Annotated in this window: 17 protein-coding genes; 11 read left to right on the forward strand and 6 right to left on the reverse strand. The window is 68.8% G+C overall.

Annotation, left to right across the window (positions count from 1 at the left end; genetic code table 11):
- Positions 1 to 35: 35 nt before the first annotated feature.
- A complete protein-coding gene (locus tag AC6EH9_RS13495) occupies positions 36 to 383 on the forward strand; it encodes a winged helix-turn-helix transcriptional regulator (protein WP_498423845.1) in 348 nt (115 codons plus the stop codon).
- A gap of 18 nt (positions 384 to 401) precedes the next feature.
- On the opposite strand, the gene AC6EH9_RS13500 is transcribed toward AC6EH9_RS13495, so the two are convergent.
- The gene (locus AC6EH9_RS13500; RefSeq protein ID WP_498423847.1) at positions 402 to 3,143 is read right to left on the reverse strand and encodes an ATP-binding protein; all 2,742 of its coding nucleotides are present in this window, start codon (positions 3,141 to 3,143) and stop codon (positions 402 to 404) included.
- A gap of 216 nt (positions 3,144 to 3,359) precedes the next feature.
- On the opposite strand from AC6EH9_RS13500, the gene AC6EH9_RS13505 reads away from it, so the two are divergent.
- From AC6EH9_RS13505 to AC6EH9_RS13540, 8 genes are read left to right on the forward strand one after another with little or no spacing between them, the layout of a single operon-like run.
- Entirely contained in the window at positions 3,360 to 4,238 is an 879-nt protein-coding gene (locus tag AC6EH9_RS13505; protein ID WP_498423848.1) for an ABC transporter ATP-binding protein, read from the forward strand.
- A 51-nt stretch (positions 4,239 to 4,289) separates the two neighbouring features.
- Positions 4,290 to 5,009, forward strand: a complete 720-nt coding sequence (locus tag AC6EH9_RS13510; protein WP_498423850.1) for an ABC transporter permease — start codon at positions 4,290 to 4,292, stop codon at positions 5,007 to 5,009.
- Entirely contained in the window at positions 5,006 to 5,839 is an 834-nt protein-coding gene (locus AC6EH9_RS13515) for a protein kinase domain-containing protein (RefSeq protein ID WP_498423852.1), read from the forward strand. The genes AC6EH9_RS13510 and AC6EH9_RS13515 overlap by 4 nt, the downstream gene beginning before the upstream one ends.
- A gap of 42 nt (positions 5,840 to 5,881) precedes the next feature.
- Positions 5,882 to 6,721: an alpha/beta fold hydrolase gene (locus AC6EH9_RS13520; protein ID WP_498423854.1), complete on the forward strand. Its 840-nt coding sequence runs from the start codon at positions 5,882 to 5,884 to the stop codon at positions 6,719 to 6,721.
- Between the two features lie 35 nt (positions 6,722 to 6,756).
- Complete coding sequence (locus AC6EH9_RS13525; RefSeq protein ID WP_498423857.1) at positions 6,757 to 7,074, forward strand: GNAT family N-acetyltransferase; 318 nt, start codon at positions 6,757 to 6,759, stop codon at positions 7,072 to 7,074.
- Positions 7,071 to 7,463 carry a GNAT family N-acetyltransferase gene (locus tag AC6EH9_RS13530; RefSeq protein ID WP_498423859.1) on the forward strand — a complete coding sequence of 131 codons (393 nt, stop codon included), beginning with the start codon at positions 7,071 to 7,073 and terminating at the stop codon, positions 7,461 to 7,463. Before AC6EH9_RS13525 ends, AC6EH9_RS13530 begins: the two co-directional genes overlap by 4 nt.
- A gap of 13 nt (positions 7,464 to 7,476) precedes the next feature.
- Positions 7,477 to 8,763, forward strand: a complete 1,287-nt coding sequence (locus tag AC6EH9_RS13535) for a glutaminase (RefSeq protein WP_498423861.1) — start codon at positions 7,477 to 7,479, stop codon at positions 8,761 to 8,763.
- Positions 8,760 to 9,731 (forward strand): pirin family protein, encoded by a 972-nt coding sequence (locus AC6EH9_RS13540; protein WP_498423862.1) that lies wholly within the window; start codon positions 8,760 to 8,762, stop codon positions 9,729 to 9,731. Before AC6EH9_RS13535 ends, AC6EH9_RS13540 begins: the two co-directional genes overlap by 4 nt.
- 121 nt (positions 9,732 to 9,852) lie before the next feature.
- On the opposite strand, the gene AC6EH9_RS13545 is transcribed toward AC6EH9_RS13540, so the two are convergent.
- The 3 genes from AC6EH9_RS13545 to glnA all read right to left on the reverse strand — a co-directional run bounded on the left by AC6EH9_RS13545 (position 9,853) and on the right by glnA (position 13,026).
- Complete coding sequence (locus AC6EH9_RS13545) at positions 9,853 to 10,191, reverse strand: HepT-like ribonuclease domain-containing protein (RefSeq protein ID WP_498423863.1); 339 nt, start codon at positions 10,189 to 10,191, stop codon at positions 9,853 to 9,855.
- Positions 10,188 to 11,273, reverse strand: coding sequence for a nucleotidyltransferase domain-containing protein (locus AC6EH9_RS13550; protein ID WP_498423864.1), 1,086 nt, complete (start codon positions 11,271 to 11,273; stop codon positions 10,188 to 10,190). Before AC6EH9_RS13550 ends, AC6EH9_RS13545 begins: the two co-directional genes overlap by 4 nt.
- A 334-nt stretch (positions 11,274 to 11,607) precedes the next feature.
- Positions 11,608 to 13,026, reverse strand: a complete 1,419-nt coding sequence (gene glnA, locus AC6EH9_RS13555) for a type I glutamate--ammonia ligase (RefSeq protein ID WP_498423865.1) — start codon at positions 13,024 to 13,026, stop codon at positions 11,608 to 11,610.
- Between the two features lie 195 nt (positions 13,027 to 13,221).
- Between glnA and AC6EH9_RS13560 the strand changes: the two genes are divergently transcribed.
- The gene (locus AC6EH9_RS13560; protein WP_498423867.1) at positions 13,222 to 13,644 is read left to right on the forward strand and encodes an RDD family protein; all 423 of its coding nucleotides are present in this window, start codon (positions 13,222 to 13,224) and stop codon (positions 13,642 to 13,644) included.
- A gap of 66 nt (positions 13,645 to 13,710) precedes the next feature.
- On the forward strand, positions 13,711 to 14,577 hold the full coding sequence (locus AC6EH9_RS13565) for an SCO4651 family lipoprotein (protein WP_498423869.1): 867 nt from the start codon (positions 13,711 to 13,713) through the stop codon (positions 14,575 to 14,577).
- Positions 14,578 to 14,678: 101 nt separating this feature from the next.
- Here AC6EH9_RS13565 and AC6EH9_RS13570 read toward each other — a convergent pair whose 3' ends face one another.
- Both AC6EH9_RS13570 and lipA read right to left on the reverse strand, forming a co-directional pair.
- Positions 14,679 to 15,386 (reverse strand): DUF4191 domain-containing protein, encoded by a 708-nt coding sequence (locus AC6EH9_RS13570; RefSeq protein WP_498423871.1) that lies wholly within the window; start codon positions 15,384 to 15,386, stop codon positions 14,679 to 14,681.
- 60 nt (positions 15,387 to 15,446) lie between these two features.
- Positions 15,447 to 16,397, reverse strand: coding sequence for a lipoyl synthase (lipA, locus tag AC6EH9_RS13575; protein WP_498423873.1), 951 nt, complete (start codon positions 16,395 to 16,397; stop codon positions 15,447 to 15,449).
- Positions 16,398 to 16,410: the final 13 nt, after the last annotated feature.

A 16,410-nucleotide genomic window follows, 5' to 3' on the forward strand; every position in this document is an offset into this window, starting at 1 on the left:
GGCTCAACTGGTGGTAAGTAGGTTACTATGGGTAAGTGACTAGGAGGAGCTCGACGCCCGACCGCCAGCACCGGATCGACGACGCCACCTGCCGGGAGGCCACGGTGGGTCTGGAGTTCATCGGCCGCCGCTGGACCGGCGCGATCATGCTCGCGCTCGGCCGCGGCGCGTCACGGTTCGGGGAGATCGAAGCGGCCGTCGACGGACTCTCCGCACGCCTGCTCACCGCCCGACTGCGCGAGCTGGAGGCACATGGCCTCGTCGAGCGCGAGGTGATCGCGACGACGCCGGTCTCGGTGCGCTACCGGCTCACCCCACGCGGTGGTGATCTGTTGACGGCGATGCAGCCGCTCGTGGCCTATCACCTGCGCTGGGGCGACTGAGAGTCCCGCACTGTCGGGTCAGGGAAGCGCCAGCTCCCTGAGCTGCCGGCGGGAGGTGATGCCCAGCTTGCGGAAGATGCTGCGGAGGTGGGCCTCGATCGTGCGGGGGCTGAGGAAGAGCTGCGCAGCGACCTCCCGGGAGGTCGCGCCGGTGGCCACCAGCCGCGCGATGTGCAGCTCCTGGTCGGTGAGGGCATCGGCCGGCTGGGCGGTCCGCTTGCGGGGATGCTCACCGGTGGCGCGCAGCTCGCGGGCGGCGCGCTCGGCGAACGCCTCCATCCCCATGTCCGACAGCTGCTGGTGGGCGGTGCGCAGCTGTTCCCGGGCGTCCTGGCGACGGCCCTCACGGCGCAGCCACTCGCCGTACACGAGGTGTGCGCGGGCAGTCTGGCCGGTCATCCGGGACCGGCTCAGCCGTTCGATCGCCTCACGATAGTTGTCCTCGGCGATGGGCCCCGCGCTGGTCAGCGCGCGGGATCGGGCCGCGAGGCCGAGCGCCCAGGACGTGTTGCAGGCGAGCGCGCGTGAGTTGAATTGCTCCAGGGCACTCGCCGCGATGTCGGGGTGACCGGCACGCATGCTCGCCTCGATGAGCTCCGGCTGGCCGATGTTGATGAGCCCCAGCTCACCGGACTCACATGCCCGCCTCGCCGCCGTGTGCGCTCGAGCGTAGTTGCCCACACCGTTGTGCAGCACGGCCATCGCGTACTGGGCCACGGCGACCTCAGTGTCGCTATCGGGGTCGGCGGCACTCCGGATGATTGCCTCGTTCAGGTGGGAAGCGGCTGCATGATCGCCGCGCCACGCGGTGAGCGCGACGAGGGTGTGCCGCAGCGGCACTCCGCCGGTGGCCTCCGCGATCGCCGTGGACTCGGCGGCCAGCTCGCCGGCGCGAGTGAGCTCGCCGGCCAAGACCAAGACGTTCGCCAACGAGCTGAGGGCAGCGGGCAGGGTGGCCAAGGCGCCGGTCTCGCGAGCCAGTTTCACGTGACGGCTCGCCAGAGCGTGGGCAAGCTCGTCATCAAGGATCCCGACGGCGCAGCGACCGGCCAGCCACAGCCAGCGGTCGCTGCGGGCCTCGAGTGCCCGGGCAGTGTGCGCCTCGTCGCAGAACGCCTGCAATGCGAGTCTGAGTGCTGGCGTCCCCGCCGTGTACCCCGCGGTGAACGTCGTCACGAGACCGTCCATGAGCCGGTCCGAAGGCCGTGGTGGCTTGGTGGCTTCGGGAGCCGTCAGGGCAGCTGCCGCAACACGGGCCGTGTCGCGTCCATCGATGATGAGCGCCGCGTCGATGGCGTCCAGGTAGGTGTCACGGGACAGCGACGCGTCCAGCGGGGCGAGCGTTGCGGCAGCCTCCAGCATCAGATCGGGCACCTCGCTCCCGCGCGTGAGGTGGAAGGCGATCTTGGCCCGGAGCAGCTGCAGCCGGGCGCATCGCAGGTCGTCCAGCGGCTGAGCCGCCGTGACGCTCAGCAACTCCAGGGCGGCCTCGGACGCTCCCGCCTCGTGCAGGGTCTGAGCGGCGTCCAGGGCTCGTCGTGCACGGACTTCTGGCTTCGGCGTCAGCTCGGCCGCTCGTTGCAGGAACGCGGCGGAGGCTGCTACCCCGCCGCGAGCGCGGGCCCGGCCTGCCGAGCCTTCCAGTTCGGCGGCGGCCTCCTCGTCGGTGCCCAGCACCGCCTGCCCCCGATGCCAGGCACGCCGGTCGGGGTCGGCCTGGGCGTCGGTCGCCACCGCCAGCGCATCATGGGCGCGACGCTGGTCCGGCGGTGTGGCCGCCTGGTAGACCGCCGAACGGACCAGCGGATGACGGAACCGCACCCGGGTGTCGATCTCCAGCAGCCTGCTGGCCTCCGCGAGTGCGGCCGCCTCGCGGGAGATGCCCAGGTGGGTGGCCGCGCGCCACAGCAGGGCCGCATCGCCGGTCGGGTCGGCGGCGGCGACCAGCAGCAGCAGCCGGGTCTCTGCCGGGAGGCTGGCCGAACGGCGTCGGAAGCCGTCCTCGATGCGGCGGGGCACGCTCAGCACACCGGGCAGCTCGAAGCCGCCGGCCAGGTGTGCGGCCCGCGTGCTGTGGGGCAGCTCCAGCAGGGCCAGAGGGTTGCCCCGCGCCTCCGCGACGATCCGGTCGCGCACGGCGGCGTCGAGTGGTGTGCGGACGGCGGCGACCAGCAGTGCGCGCGCGTCGGTCGCACCGAGCCCCTCCAGACGTAGCTCGGGCAACCCGGCGAACGGGTGGTCCTCGCCTGCGCCGGAGTCGCGCAGCGCGAACAGCAGCGCCACCCGCTCGGCCGATACCCGCCGCGCCACGAATGCCAGGACCTGTGCGGACGCCTCGTCCAGCCACTGCGCATCGTCGAAGAGACACAGCAGCGGTGCCTCCTCGGCGACCTCGGCCAGGAGGTGGAGGGTCGCCAATCCCACCAGGAAGCGGTCCGGCGCGGGACCGGCGCGCAGTCCGAACGCCACCCCCAAGGCATCCTGCTGGGGGTCGGGCAGCGCTCCGAGCCGGTCCAGCAGGGGATCGCACAGCTGGTGCAGACCCGCGAACGGGAACTGCATCTCCGCCTCCACCCCCACCGAGGACTCCACCAGGAACCCCGACGTTGCGGCGGCGTCGCGGGCCTGCTCCACCAGTGCGGTCTTGCCGATGCCCGCTTCCCCGCGCACCACCAGCGCACCGCTGCGCCCGGCCTGTGCCTGCGTGAGCAGCTGTTCGACGATCTCGCGCTCCGCGCGACGGCCCAGGAGGTGTGTCAACTTCGCTCTCCTCTGGGCGGCACGGATAGGTGGATTTCACCGTTGCGAAGCCCAGCCTGCCAGATCCGGCCCGCCGCGGCGACGCGATGAGCGGCGAGACATCGGGGATTCCACCGACGCGAAGGCACCCCGCGTAGCGCGAGTCTGGTGGGGCAGCACCAGCCCGCACGGACCGGATCAGCCGGATCCGGCTCGTGGAGCATGAGAGGAACCACCATGTCCGCCTCTTCCGTCATCGACGTCGAACGTCTGAACGTCACCTACGGTGCCTTCGCGGCCGTCCGTGACCTGTCCTTCCACGTCCAGCGCGGCGAGCTCTACGCGTTGCTGGGCACGAACGGAGCCGGCAAGACGTCCACGTTGGAGGTGGTCGAAGGTCATCGCCGGGCCGCGTCCGGCACGGTGCGGATCTTCGGTGAGAGTCCGCAGGACCGGCGCTCCGTGCGGCCGCGGGTGGGCATCATGCTGCAGGAGAGCGGCTTCTCCCCGGACCTGACGGTGCGGGAGTCGGTGGGCCTGATCGGCGCCTTGAGTGGGAGGCAGGACGACGTCGACCGGGTGCTCGGCGTCTCGGGCCTGACCCGCAAGGCGAGCACCCGGGTCTCCCAGCTGTCCGGCGGCGAGAAGCGGCGCCTGGACTTCGCCACGGCCGTCTACGGCGGGCCCGAGCTGGTCGTCCTCGACGAGCCGACCACCGGGCTGGACATCCAGTCCCGCGACGCCCTCTGGGCCGCCGTGGACCGGTTGCGCGACGAGGGTTCCACGGTCGTCCTCACCACCCACTACCTGGAGGAGGCCCAGCAGCGGGCCGACCGCATCGGGCTCATGCACGAGGGCACGCTGCGGCAGGAGGGCACGGTCGCGGAGCTGACGCAGACCCTGCCGTCGGTGATCAGCTTCGCGCTGTCACCCGGCGCCCCCGAGCCACCGATCGTCGGTGCGCTCAACGGCGCCTTCCACGTCGAGACGTTCAGCCTGCAGCAGGACCTGTACCGGTTGTTGGGCTGGGCGCACGACACCGGGGTGGAGCTGGTGGACCTGGCGGCCGGCCCCACCCGCCTAGACGACGTCTTCCGCACCCTCGACGCCGACTGAGCCCACGACCTGTCCGGGACCACGCGCACCACCATGAAGGGAAGTACCGCCATGTTCGAGATCGCTCGCAGTGAGCTGGTTCAGATGTTCCGGAACCGGTTGGTCCTGGTCACCGGCCTGGTCATCCCGGTGGCCGTCGGCGGCTACTTCGTCTACCAGCACGAGGTGTACTCCGACCTCGGCAGCCTCGGCTTCGTCGCTGCGATCGTGATGGTCACCGTGATGGCCTTCGGCCTCTACACCACCGCGGTGACCACGTTGGCCGCACGCCGGCAGGACCTCTTCCTCAAGCGGTTGCGCTCCACCGCTGCCAGCGACCCCAGCATCCTCACCGGGCTGGTCCTCCCGATCACCGTCGTCGCGCTCGTCCAGGTGGTCGCGATCCTGGCCGTTCTCGGTGTGGTGGTCACCGGCCCCGCCGATGTCCCACTGCTGGCCGTGGCGATCCTGGCCACGACGGCCATGATGGGGGCTCTGGCGCTGGCCACCGCGGGGGTCACGACCTCACCCGAGCACGCCCAGGTGACCACCCTGCCGGTGAGCTTGGCGGTGATCGCCGTGGCCAGCTGGGTGGGGATCACCGGCACCGAGGACCTCGCCTACCTCAAGCGGCTTCTTCCCGGCGGCTCGGCCACCGAGCTGGTCGTCAACGCCTGGGACGGCGGCGTACCCGTCGCAGACTCGCTGCCCCTCCTGGTCCCCACCCTGGGCTGGGTCGTCGTCGCCGTCGCCCTGGCTGGTCGACTCTTCCGCTGGGAGCCGCGCCGATGAGCACGGACCGGGTCGTCGACGGTCGGTACGAGGTGGGTGAGGTCATCGGGTGGGGCGCCACGGCCGACGTCCATCGCGGTCGCGACCTCCACTCGGGCCGTCCGGTCGCCATCAAGGTGCTCCGCCAGGACCTGGCGCGAGACCCCATGTTCCGGTCCCGCTTCCAGCGTGAGGCGATGACCGTGGCGGGTCTGCGCCATCCCGCCATCGTCGCCGTCTACGACACCGGGCACGAGGAGGTCGACGCAGGCTCGGCAGGCAAGGTCGAGGTCCCGGTCATCGTGATGGAGTACGTCGCGGGGCGGTCGCTGCGGGACCTCCTCAGGATGCGCCGGCCCACGCTGAACGAGACGCTCCAGGTCGTGGACTTCGGGATCTCGCGTGCCGGTGGAGACCCCGCCGCGACCCTGACCCAGGCGCAGGCGTTCCTCGGAACTCCGGCCTACGTTTCTCCCGAGCAGGCGCGCGGTCAGACCCTGGACGCCCGCAGCGACCTCTACTCCGCAGGCTGCGTGCTCTACGAGCTCCTGACTGGCCGACCGCCGTTCGTCGCGGACGACCCCATCTCCGTCGCCTACCAGCACGTCCACGAGCAGCCCGCACGGCTCGGCACCGCCGTTGCGGCGCTGGACGCCGTCCTCGCGAAGGCTCTCGCCAAGGAGCCGGAGGACCGGTTCCGGGACGCGCGCTCGTTCAGGAAGGCGCTCCTGGCTGCGGCGAAGGACACCGTCCACATCCCTCACGGCGCCCTGGCGAGCGCCTTCGACGACGACGCGCGCGTCGCACTCGCGCTGGGCGACCCCGCCGGCTTGGCCGAGCTGGGCTGCTGACCGGCACCCACGAGACAGGACAACGAGGAGAGGAACCACGTCATGGCATTCATCACCGTCGGGAACGAGAACAGCGCCCCCATCGAGCTCTACTACGAGGATCAGGGCTCAGGACAGCCCGTGGTCCTGATCCACGGGTATCCCTTGGACGGGCACAGCTGGGAGCGCCAGACGCGCGCGCTGCTCGCCACCGGGTACCGCGTGATCACCTACGACCGTCGTGGCTTCGGCCAGTCCTCGAAGGTCGGGTCCGGCTACGACTACGACACCTTCGCCGCCGACCTGTCCACCGTGCTGGAGACCCTCGACCTGCGCGAGGTCGTCCTCGTCGGCTTCTCGATGGGCACGGGCGAACTCGCCCGCTACGTCTCGCGGTACGGCCACGAGCGGGTCGCGAAGCTGGCGTTCCTCGCCTCGCTCGAGCCGTTCCTGGTACAGCGCGACGACAACCCCGAAGGCCTGCCGCAGGACGTCTTCGACGGCATCGAGGCCGCGGCAAGGACCGACCGCTACGCCTGGTTCACCCAGTTCTACCGGGACTTCTACAACCTCGACGAGACCCTCGGGTCGCGGATCAGCGAGGACGTCGTCCGGGCGAACTGGAACACCGCCGCCACCAGCGCCCCCGTTGCGGCGTACGAGGTCGTCCCGAGCTGGATCGAGGACTTCCGCGACGACGTCGCGGCGGTCCGCGCCAGCGGCAAGCCCGCTCTGATCCTGCACGGGACGGCCGACAACATCCTGCCGATCGACGCCACAGCGCGCCGCTTTCGCAAGCTCCTCCCGGACGCCGAGTACGTCGAGATCGAAGGCGCGCCGCACGGCTTGCTTTGGACCCACGCCGACGAGGTCAACGCCGCGCTGCATTCCTTCCTCGGCTGATCGCCGACCGATTGAGGCTCCGAAAGGACCGACACATGACAGACATCCAGGTTGTCCATGACCCCTCCCGCCTGCGCTACCGAGCAAGCATCGGTGGCGAAGCCGCCGGCTTCGCCGAGTACATCCTCACCGACGAGCTGATCGTCTTCACCCACACCGACGTCGACCCACGGTTCGAGGGCACGGGTGTCGGCTCGGCCATCGCCCGATTCGCGCTGGACGAAGTCCGTGCGGCAGGCGGACGCAAGGTCATGCCGCTGTGCCCCTTCATCAAGGGCTGGATCGGACGGCATCGTGAGTACGTGCCGATGGTGTACGGCGTGAACCTGCCACAAGGGAAGGACGCCACATGACCAAGACGCTGACGGACAAGTCCGGTGCAACCGTGCAGGTCAGGCTCGAGATCGGCAGCCCTATCAGTTCGTACACAGTGAGCCTCGACGATGGATCAACCGTTGGCCATGCCGACTTCGTCGATTCTCCTGGGACAGGCCAGGAGCGGATCTTCTTCCACACCGAGGTGGACGAGGAGTTCGCGGGGCGAGGCCTGGCGGGGCTCCTGGTCCGCGAGGCGCTTGAGGACAGCCTCCGCCGCAAGGTCACCGTCGTGCCGGTATGTCCGGTGTTCGCCCGACACCTGAAGCGGCACGGAAGTGAGTTCACCGCGCAAGGCGGCGTGTTCCGCCGGCCGACCCCTGCGGACATCGCACTCGTCACACGGGCGGCACGAGGCCGAGCATGAAGGAGGCGGATCAATGCAATCAGTCATTCCTGACTATCTGACCGAGGCACTCGCAGATGTCGAGTTGGATGTCTCCGGAGAGCCGGCGGGCTACATCCCCGAGCTCGCGGCAGCCGATCCGGGTCGTCTCGGTGCGGTCTTTGCCACCCTCGACGGGAAGATCTACGGCGCCGGCGACATGGATACCGAGTTCACGATCCAGTCGATCTCCAAACCGTTCACCTACGCGCTGGCGCTGGCAGATCGCGGCTTCGGCCCCGTGCTCGCCAAAGTCGGGGTGGAACCCTCGGGAGAGGCGTTCAACCAGATCTCCCTCGAGCGTGAGAGCGGACGCCCCCTCAACCCGATGATCAACGCTGGCGCCATCACCGCGCACTCGCTGGCGGGCTCGCGGGGGCTCGATTCGACAGGACGCGTGGAGCGTGTGGTCGACGGCCTGTCCGCGTTCGCGGGGCGCCGGCTGAGCATCGACGAGGCAGTATGCGCCTCCGAGATGGAGCACGCCCATCGGAACCTTGCCATCGCGCACATGCTCCGCAGCTACAACATCCTCACCGAGGACCCGCGGGGCGTCGTCGACGGCTACACCCGTCAATGCTCCGTGCTCGTCACCGTGCGGGATCTGGCGATGATGGCCGCGACGTTGGCCAACCGGGGCGTGAACCCCGTCTCGGGCGAGCGGGTGGTCGGCGAACGGGTGGTGCGTCAGGTGCTCAGCGTCATGGCCACCTGCGGGATGTACGACTCGGCCGGTGACTGGGCGACCCAGGTCGGCATCCCGGCCAAGAGCGGGGTGGCCGGCGGACTGATCGGCGCGCTGCCTGGCCAGCTCGGGATCGCCACGTTCTCACCCCGACTGGACGCGCACGGGAACAGCGTTCGCGGGGTGTCGTTGTTCGAGCGTTTCTCCTCCGACATGGGTCTGCACGTGATGGAGGTACCGGCGTCTGCGCCCGCGGTCGTACGTTCCAACCACGTGGCTGGCGGCGGCCCGCTCGCTATCCGGGTCATCCAGCTGCAGGGTGGGATTCGCTTTGCCGGAGCCGAGAGGATCCTGCGAGAGATCCTGGACACGGCACCCCCCGAAGTCGGAGTGGCTCTGGATCTCACCATGGTCTTTTCGATCGATGACGTGGCACGACGCATGTTGCTGGAGGTTGCGCGACGGCTCACGTTGGATGGTCACGATGTCCTTCTCATCGACCCTGAAGCGCTCGTTCCAGATCCCGAGCCCGGAGATGGGGGCCGAGTCACCGTCGTCGAAGACCTTCAGCAAGCACTCGGCAGGGGTGCCGCGTGAGCAACCTCGAGCAGCACCCGGATGAAGAGGTGAGCGTGACGCACCTTGCTGATCGACCTGAGGTACTCGAGCCGCGTGAGGTCCCCTTGGGAGGTCAGCGTGCGTTGATGGTCCGGCGCACACTGCCGCAACGCGCGCGCAGCCTCATCGGCGCATGGTGCTTCGCGGACTCCTTCGGTCCCACACCGGCATCCGCGGCGCGGACCATGGACACCCGTCCGCATCCGCACACCGGGCTGCAGACCGTCAGCTGGCTGTACGCAGGCCAGGTCGAGCATCGCGACTCCCTGGGCAGCCTGGCCTACGTCGTTCCCGGCCAGGTGAACCTGATGACCGCGGGGCGGGGCATCCAGCACTCGGAGGTCTCGACCGAGGACGCCCGAGGCCTGCACGGCGTGCAGCTGTGGGTCGCTCTGCCGGATGCCCACCGATGGACCGAACCGCTGTTCGAGCATCACGTGGCGCATCCGGTCACGCACGGGGACGCCACAGTGCGCGTCTTCCTCGGTGAGCTGCTCGGGCAGTCGGTCCCTCTGACGACGTTCAGTCCACTCGTAGCGGCACAGATCGACCTGCCTGCCGGCGGCGAGGTCCGCCTCTCGGCGAACCCTGCCTTCGAGCACGGTCTGCTCATCGACGCCGGGGAGCCGGCGCTGAACGGGGTCGAGGTCGGCGTCCACCAGCTGTGCTACGTCCCTCCAGGATCCGAAGAGCTCGTCATCCGCGCGGGTGACGCAGCCGTACGCGGGGTGCTCATCGGCGGGGAGCCACTGGGCGAGGAGATCGTCATGTGGTGGAACTTCGTCGGCCGGAGCCACGACGAGATCGTCACCTTCCGTCAGGAGTGGCAGTCCGAGGTCATCGGAGGGGCCGACCCAGCAGGGCGATTCGGCGTGGTCAGGGGGTACGACGGCGACCCCCTGTCTGCACCAGTCCTCCCCAACGCGACGATCCAGCCACGGCACTGACGCGCCAGATGCAGGCGAACGAACTGACCGCGGCGCGACTTGAGATGCAACGAGGGCCCCGGCATAAGCCGGGGCCCTCGGTGTCGAACGGTGAGCGCCGCGGGCTGGCGATGTAGGGCTCTCAGCCCTCGGATGTCAGGCGGGCCCTCAGCCGGTCGACCGCCTCAGCGAGAGGCGGGAGGCGCTTGTCGATGGTGACCTGGATGATCTCGGGATTCGTGGCGAAGTAGTGATGGGCGAGGAAGTCGCGCATACCCGCGATGTTGCTCCACGGGATCTCCGGCTCCGTAGCAGTCAGTTCATGGCTGATGCCTTTGACCGCTTCGCCGATCTCCAGGAGTCGCATCGCGACGGCGTCCATGACGATCTCGACGGAGATGGGGCCATAGTGAAGGTGCGAGTGGATCGAGGTGATGGCCTCGGCGATGTCGTCGAGCAGGTCGGAGTCTGAGCGGCTCACAGCGGCAACAGGTCCTTGGCCGCCCGCTCGCGTACGCGCTCCTTGAGGCCGGTGCGGGGCACCAGATCGACGGGCACACCGAGCACCTCTTGCAGCTCGCGCTGGATGCCGATGATGTCGATGATGTCGGTCCCAGGGGCAAAGTCGACGAGCAGGTCCAGATCGCTGTCTTCGCGATCGTCACCCCGTGCGACGCTTCCGAAGATCTCGGGGTCGGTGACGCCGTGTCGGCGCAACACCTCGCGTGCCTCGCCGCGGTGTGCGGCGACGCGACGGCCCGTGGGGCCGCTGAGCGGCCGCCGGGTGGGCGTGGCGATCTCGGTCATGGCTTCATCGTATCGGGGGGCTGCCCCCAGATTCCCGACGATTTTGGTGACATATGCGAGCGAGGCGTACGTCGGTGATCGGGCCAGGAATCGAGCCAGTGAGTCCACGTCGAGACCGGCGATCTCAAGGAGGCGCTGGAGGAGTCCGGCGCCATCGTCCTTGCGCAGTCCATGGCGGCTGGCGTGGGGCGCCAGCAGTGATTCGAGGCGGGCCAGGTCGAGACCGCGCTGGCCCGCGGCGTCGCGGAGGGCGTCGGCGATATGGCTCAGGTCGGCCTCGGCGTTGAAGAGGTCTGCGATGGTCGCCTCCAGCGTCAAAACCGGGAGTCCCTCGACCACGGTGATGTCGCGCGAGTCGAGAGCGCGCTGGCGGTAGCGGAGCTCGGCGCGCTGGCTCTGCCGACGGGTGGGTGCGATGAAGTCGTGCTGCCGATCCCACAGGTCCCCGATCCCGTGCAGGCGGGCCGCGGAAGCGCCAGCGAAGACGACCCCGCCTGCGAGGTCCTTGCCACGCTCGAAGCCGAGACGTGAGGGATCGGTGCTCAGCCAAGCGGCGCGCATGTCGTCGACATGGTCTCCCGGGGCCCCGGCGATCTTGTAGACGCCGTGGGCCAGGCGCTCCAGGAAGTCGTCCGCGGCGAGTCTCGACAGATCCAGACGGGAGACGCCGTGCCTGCGGGCTTGGGCTGAGGTGATCATGCCCCACTGGTGGGCGGTGACCTCGGCGACCACGCGAAGGGCGTCCGTCGACTTCATGCTTGGATTGTATGGCTCAAAGAGATACTGTCCAAGCGTCACAGACCCAAGCCGGGGCCCGGTTTGCGCGCGCACGCGGGACGACCAGACGCTTGAGTGGCGCTCGGCCCAGGTGTTGATGGCTTCGCCGTAGTGGGTGTGATCCGACCTGGAACTCTCCTACGAGGACTGGTGCGATCCACTCACCTGATCAGTGGGCACGGCAGTCGTCACGAGCCGCCGAAGACCGCTCCCGCGGATCTCCTGCGGTATTTGGGCCGCCAGAGGGCAAGCGAAAGGGCCTCTGAGCCTGCAAACATGCAGTTCAGAGGCCCTTTCGGGGTTACGACGTCCGTCAGATATCGTAGTACAGCTCGAACTCGTGCGGGTGCGGGCGCAGCTGCACGGGCAGGATCTCCTGGGTCCGCTTGTAGTCGATCCACGTCTCGATCAGGTCCGGCGTGAAGACGTTGCCGGCCGTCAGGAACTCGTGGTCGTTCTCCAGGTTGGTGAGCACGTCGTCGAGACGGGTCGGGACCTGGTTGATCTCGGCCATCTCGTCCGGCGGAAGCTCGTAGATGTCCTTGTCTACCGGTGCCGGCGGCTCGATCTTGTTCTTGATGCCGTCGATGCCGGCGAGCAGCAGGCCGGAGAACGCCAGGTAGGGGTTCGCCGACGGGTCGGGGCAGCGGAACTCGATGCGCTTGGCCTTGGGGTTGGAGCCCGTGATCGGGATCCGCACGCAGGCCGAGCGGTTGCGCTGGCTGTAGACCAGGCTGATCGGGGCCTCGAAGCCGGGGACCAGGCGGTGGTAGGAGTTCACCGTCGGGTTGGTGAAGGCCAGCAGCGACGGCGCGTGCTTGAGGATGCCGCCGATGTAGTAGCGCGCCATGTCGGACAGCCCGGCGTACCCGGTCTCGTCGTAGAACAGCGGCTCGCCGTTGTTCCAGATCGACTGGTGCACGTGCATGCCCGAGCCGTTGTCGCCGAAGATCGGCTTCGGCATGAAGGTCGCGGTCTTGCCGTTGCGCCAGGCGACGTTCTTGACGATGTACTTGAACTTCATCACGTCGTCGGCGGCCTTGAGCAGCTCGTCGAACTTGTAGTTGATCTCCGCCTGGCCGGCGGTACCGACCTCGTGGTGGGCGCGCTCGACGTGCAGGCCAGCACGCTCCATCTCGATGACCATCTCGTCGCGCAGCTCACCGAAGTGGTCGTACGGCGCGACGGGGAAGTAGCCGCCCTTGTACTTGACCTTGTAGCCGCGGTTGTTGTCCTCGGAGCCGCTGTTCCAGGCGCCGGCCTCGGAGTCGATGTGGTAGTACCCGGCGTTGGCCTTGGTCTCGAACCGCACGTTGTCGAAGACGTAGAACTCGGCCTCGGGGGCGAAGTACGCGGTGTCGCCGATGCCCGTGCTGGCCATGTAGGCCATCGCCTTGCGGGCGATGTTGCGCGGGTCGCGGGAGTAGGCCTCGCCGGTGATCGGGTCGTGGATGAAGAAGTTGACCACCAGCGTCTTGGCGACCCGGAACGGGTCGATGTAGGCGGTGCTGGGGTCGGGGAAGAGCTGCATGTCCGATTCGTGGATGGCCTGGAAGCCACGGATCGAGGAGCCGTCGAACCCGAGGCCGTCCTCGAAGACCGACTCGTCGAACGACGAGACGGGGACCGTGAAGTGCTGCATCACGCCCGGCAGGTCGCAGAACCGGACGTCGACCATCTCGACGCGCTCGTCCTTGATGTACTTCAGCAGCTCGTCGCTGTTTGCGAACATTCGTCCTCCTTGGCCACGATCTGGATCGCCTCGCGGCCGGCATGCAGTGCGATGGGAGATTCCGGTGCGGCGGTGCACCGAACGTTGCCTCGAAAACTACTCAGGGGCAGTTTCTGGACCATATCCACATTGTTTCACCCAGGTAACAGGTGGTGCCGGTCTACCCGCTCACAGCGACTCGATAGCCTGACTCCCGTGACTGACCCCGCCCTGGAGACCGCGTCCTGGTTCCACCGGATGCTGGCCCTGGTGATCGACTGGTTCGCCTGCATGGCCGTGGCCCTGTTCATCCTCGGTGCCGACGCCTACTTCGGCGAGCCCGGCGACCCGGTCCCGGGCATCCTGACGCTCCTGCTCTACGTGGTCGAGTCGACCGTCCTGACCTTGCTGGCGGGCGGCTCCTTCGGCAAGCTCGTCACCCGCCTGCGCGTCGTGCGCGTGGACGCCGGCGCTCGCCCCCTCTCGCCGCTGCTGATCCTGGTGCGCCAGGTGATGATCGCGCTGGTGATCCCGCCGCTGGTCTTCCGCCCCGACGGTCGCGGTCTGCACGACATCGTGGCGGGCACGGTGACCGTGCCGCTGTCCGCCGTGCGCGGCGAGCGTCCGACCGGGCTGTAGGCAGGGTCGTACGCTGGAGGAGCCCCGGCCGGGCGCAGGCTCGGCACCTGCGAAGAAAGGCACTCCATGCGACGCACCACACTCGTACGCCGGGCGGCCCTCGCCGCCGCGACCCCCGTGCTGCTGGTCGGGCTCACCGCGTGTGGCTCCGACGAGGCCGACACCGCGGAGAAGAGCTCCGCCTCCTCCAGCGAGTCCGACTCGAGTGACTCCGAGGGGGCTGGCACTGCGCCCGCCGCCGATGTGGCCGCCGGTGAGGAGGTCGACCCTCAGACCTTCGTCGACGACATCGCCGCCGGCCTCGAGGACCTGACCACCGGCCACGTCGAGGTGACGATGGAGGGCGGGTCCATGGAGGTGACCGCCGAGGGCGACGTCGACTACCAGACCGAGCCGCCGTCGGTGGCGATCAAGATGGAGAGCTCGACAATGGGGGAGGAGGCCATGGACGTGCGCTTGGTGGACGGCACGATCTACGCCTCCGTGCCCGGGATGACCAACGGCAAGTTCCTCGCCCTCGACAGCGACGACCCCAACAACCCGATGGGCGAGCTGTTCACCGAGCAGTTCGACCCCCGCAAGACCTTCGAGGGCTTCGGCGAGCACATCGACAAGGTCGTCTTCGTGGGCGAGGAGGACGTCGACGGCGAGAGCCTGCGCCACTACGAGATGACGCTGGACACCGACGCCATCAAGGACCTGGCCGGCCAGATGGGTGGCGGCACCGGCGACGCCAAGGGCGACCTGCCCGAGAAGCTCACCTACGACGTGTGGCTCGACGAGGAGAACCGGACCAGCCGCACCGAGATGGACCTGGGCAAGGAGACCGGCTCGTTCGTCACCGAGATGGACGGCTGGGGCGAGCCGGTGAGCATCGAGGCCCCCGACGAGAGCGAGATCGTCGAGATGCCGGGCAGCACGACCGCACCCTGAGCACCGCACAGCACCGCACAGCACCGCACAGCACCGCACAGCAGAGGGCGCCGGGCCATGGCCCGGCGCCCTCTCGCGTTCTCGCTAGCGACCGCGCAGGCTCAGCGACCGCGCATGTTCTGGCGCATGCCCTTCATGTTGTTCGGCATCGGACCCTTGGGCAGCGGGATGTTGGAGCGGTTGGCGTCGAGGGCCTTGAGCCGGTTCAGCACGTCGGTGAGCTCGGCGGGCTTGACCGCACGCTTGAGCTTGGTGATGTGGCGGACCAGCTTGGGCAGCGGCACCTGGCCCTCGGCGTTGCCCACCATCACCTCGTGGATGGGGGTGTCGGCGACGACCCGCTCGTGCTTGCGGCGCTCGTTGATCATCAGCGAGCGCACCCGGTTGGGGTTGCCCTCACCGACGAGCACGATGCCGGGCGGGCCGACCACGCGGTGCACCACGTCCTGCTGCTTGGTGAACGCGACCACCGGGTCGGTCTTCCAGCCGCGCTTGAGCATCTGCAGCGCCGCGGCGGCCGCCCCGAGCTGACCCTCCATCTGGGTGTACGCCGCGTGCTGGGCGCGCCGGCCGAAGACGATCAGCGCCGCCAGGATGCCGAGCATCAGGGCGCCGACGATGCTCATGACCCACTCGAGGATGCCGCTGCCGGGAAGGATCCGGAACAGCACGAAGCCGACCACGGCACCGAGGAGGAAGGAGCCCAGGATCCACAGGCCGAGGCGCGGATCGGACTTCTTCGCCATCCGGTAGGTCTGGGCGAACTGCTGGCGCCGGTTCATGTTGGCCGGAGCGACGGGGGTCGACATGCGAGTGCCTTTGCTTCGTGCGGGTGGTCGAGAGGGAGGTGACAGCGCCCGGGGGCGCTGTCAGAGGGACGTCGCGACCGAGCCCGATCGCGCGTCCATGGCCTGACGGTACAGCCGCCCGGCCCGGTACGACGAACGAACCAGGGGCCCGGACAGCACTCCGGAGAAGCCGATCGCGTCGGCCTCGTCCTTGAGCTCGACGAACTCCTCGGGCTTGACCCAGCGCTCCACGGGGTGGTGGCGCACCGAGGGGCGCAGGTACTGGGTGATCGTGACCAGCTCGCAGCCCGCGCCGTGCAGGTCACGCAGCGCCTGGGAGATCTCCTCGCGGGTCTCGCCCATGCCCAGGATCAGGTTCGACTTGGTGACCAGGCCGAAGTCGCGGGCCTGGGTGATCACGTCGAGGGAGCGCTCGTAGCGGAACGCCGGCCGGATCCGCTTGAAGATCCGCGGCACCGTCTCGACGTTGTGGGCCAGGACCTCGGGGCGGGACTCGAAGACCTCGCGCAGCAGGTCGGGCTTGCCGTTGAAGTCGGGGATCAGGTTCTCCACGCCGGTGCCCGGGTTCAACTCGTGGATGGCGCGGACCGTCTCGGCGTACAGCCAGGCGCCACCGTCGGGCAGGTCGTCGCGGGCGACGCCGGTGATGGTGGCGTAGCGCAGCCCCATCGTCTGCACGGACTCCGCGACCCGGCGCGGCTCGTCGCGGTCCAGCGGCTGCGGCTTGCCGGTGTCGATCTGGCAGAAGTCGCAGCGCCGCGTGCACTGGTCGCCACCGATGAGGAACGTCGCCTCCCGGTCCTCCCAGCACTCATAGATGTTGGGGCAGGCGGCTTCCTGGCAGACCGTGTGCAGCCCCTCGGACTTCACCAGGCTCTGCAGGTGTTTGTACTCCGGGCCCATCTTGGCGCGCGTCTTGATCCACTCGGGCTTGCGCTCGATCGGGGTCTCCGCGTTGCGCACCTCCAGACGGAGGAGCTTGCGGCCTTCAGGGGCGGGAGCTTGGGTCACGTTGCCCCACTGT

Source organism: Nocardioides sp. Z21_20 (assembly GCF_059766585.1).

Coding starts and splice junctions, on each gene's coding strand:
- AC6EH9_RS13510 (WP_498423850.1), top strand. CDS start 4,290: ATGTTCGAGATCGCTCGCAGTGAGCTGGTTCAGATGTTCCGGAACCGG.
- AC6EH9_RS13565 (WP_498423869.1), top strand. CDS start 13,711: ATGCGACGCACCACACTCGTACGCCGGGCGGCCCTCGCCGCCGCGACC.
- AC6EH9_RS13505 (WP_498423848.1), top strand. CDS start 3,360: ATGTCCGCCTCTTCCGTCATCGACGTCGAACGTCTGAACGTCACCTAC.
- AC6EH9_RS13570 (WP_498423871.1), bottom strand. CDS start 15,386: ATGTCGACCCCCGTCGCTCCGGCCAACATGAACCGGCGCCAGCAGTTC.
- AC6EH9_RS13535 (WP_498423861.1), top strand. CDS start 7,477: ATGCAATCAGTCATTCCTGACTATCTGACCGAGGCACTCGCAGATGTC.
- AC6EH9_RS13525 (WP_498423857.1), top strand. CDS start 6,757: ATGACAGACATCCAGGTTGTCCATGACCCCTCCCGCCTGCGCTACCGA.
- AC6EH9_RS13530 (WP_498423859.1), top strand. CDS start 7,071: ATGACCAAGACGCTGACGGACAAGTCCGGTGCAACCGTGCAGGTCAGG.
- glnA (WP_498423865.1), bottom strand. CDS start 13,026: ATGTTCGCAAACAGCGACGAGCTGCTGAAGTACATCAAGGACGAGCGC.
- AC6EH9_RS13520 (WP_498423854.1), top strand. CDS start 5,882: ATGGCATTCATCACCGTCGGGAACGAGAACAGCGCCCCCATCGAGCTC.
- AC6EH9_RS13515 (WP_498423852.1), top strand. CDS start 5,006: ATGAGCACGGACCGGGTCGTCGACGGTCGGTACGAGGTGGGTGAGGTC.
- AC6EH9_RS13550 (WP_498423864.1), bottom strand. CDS start 11,273: ATGAAGTCGACGGACGCCCTTCGCGTGGTCGCCGAGGTCACCGCCCAC.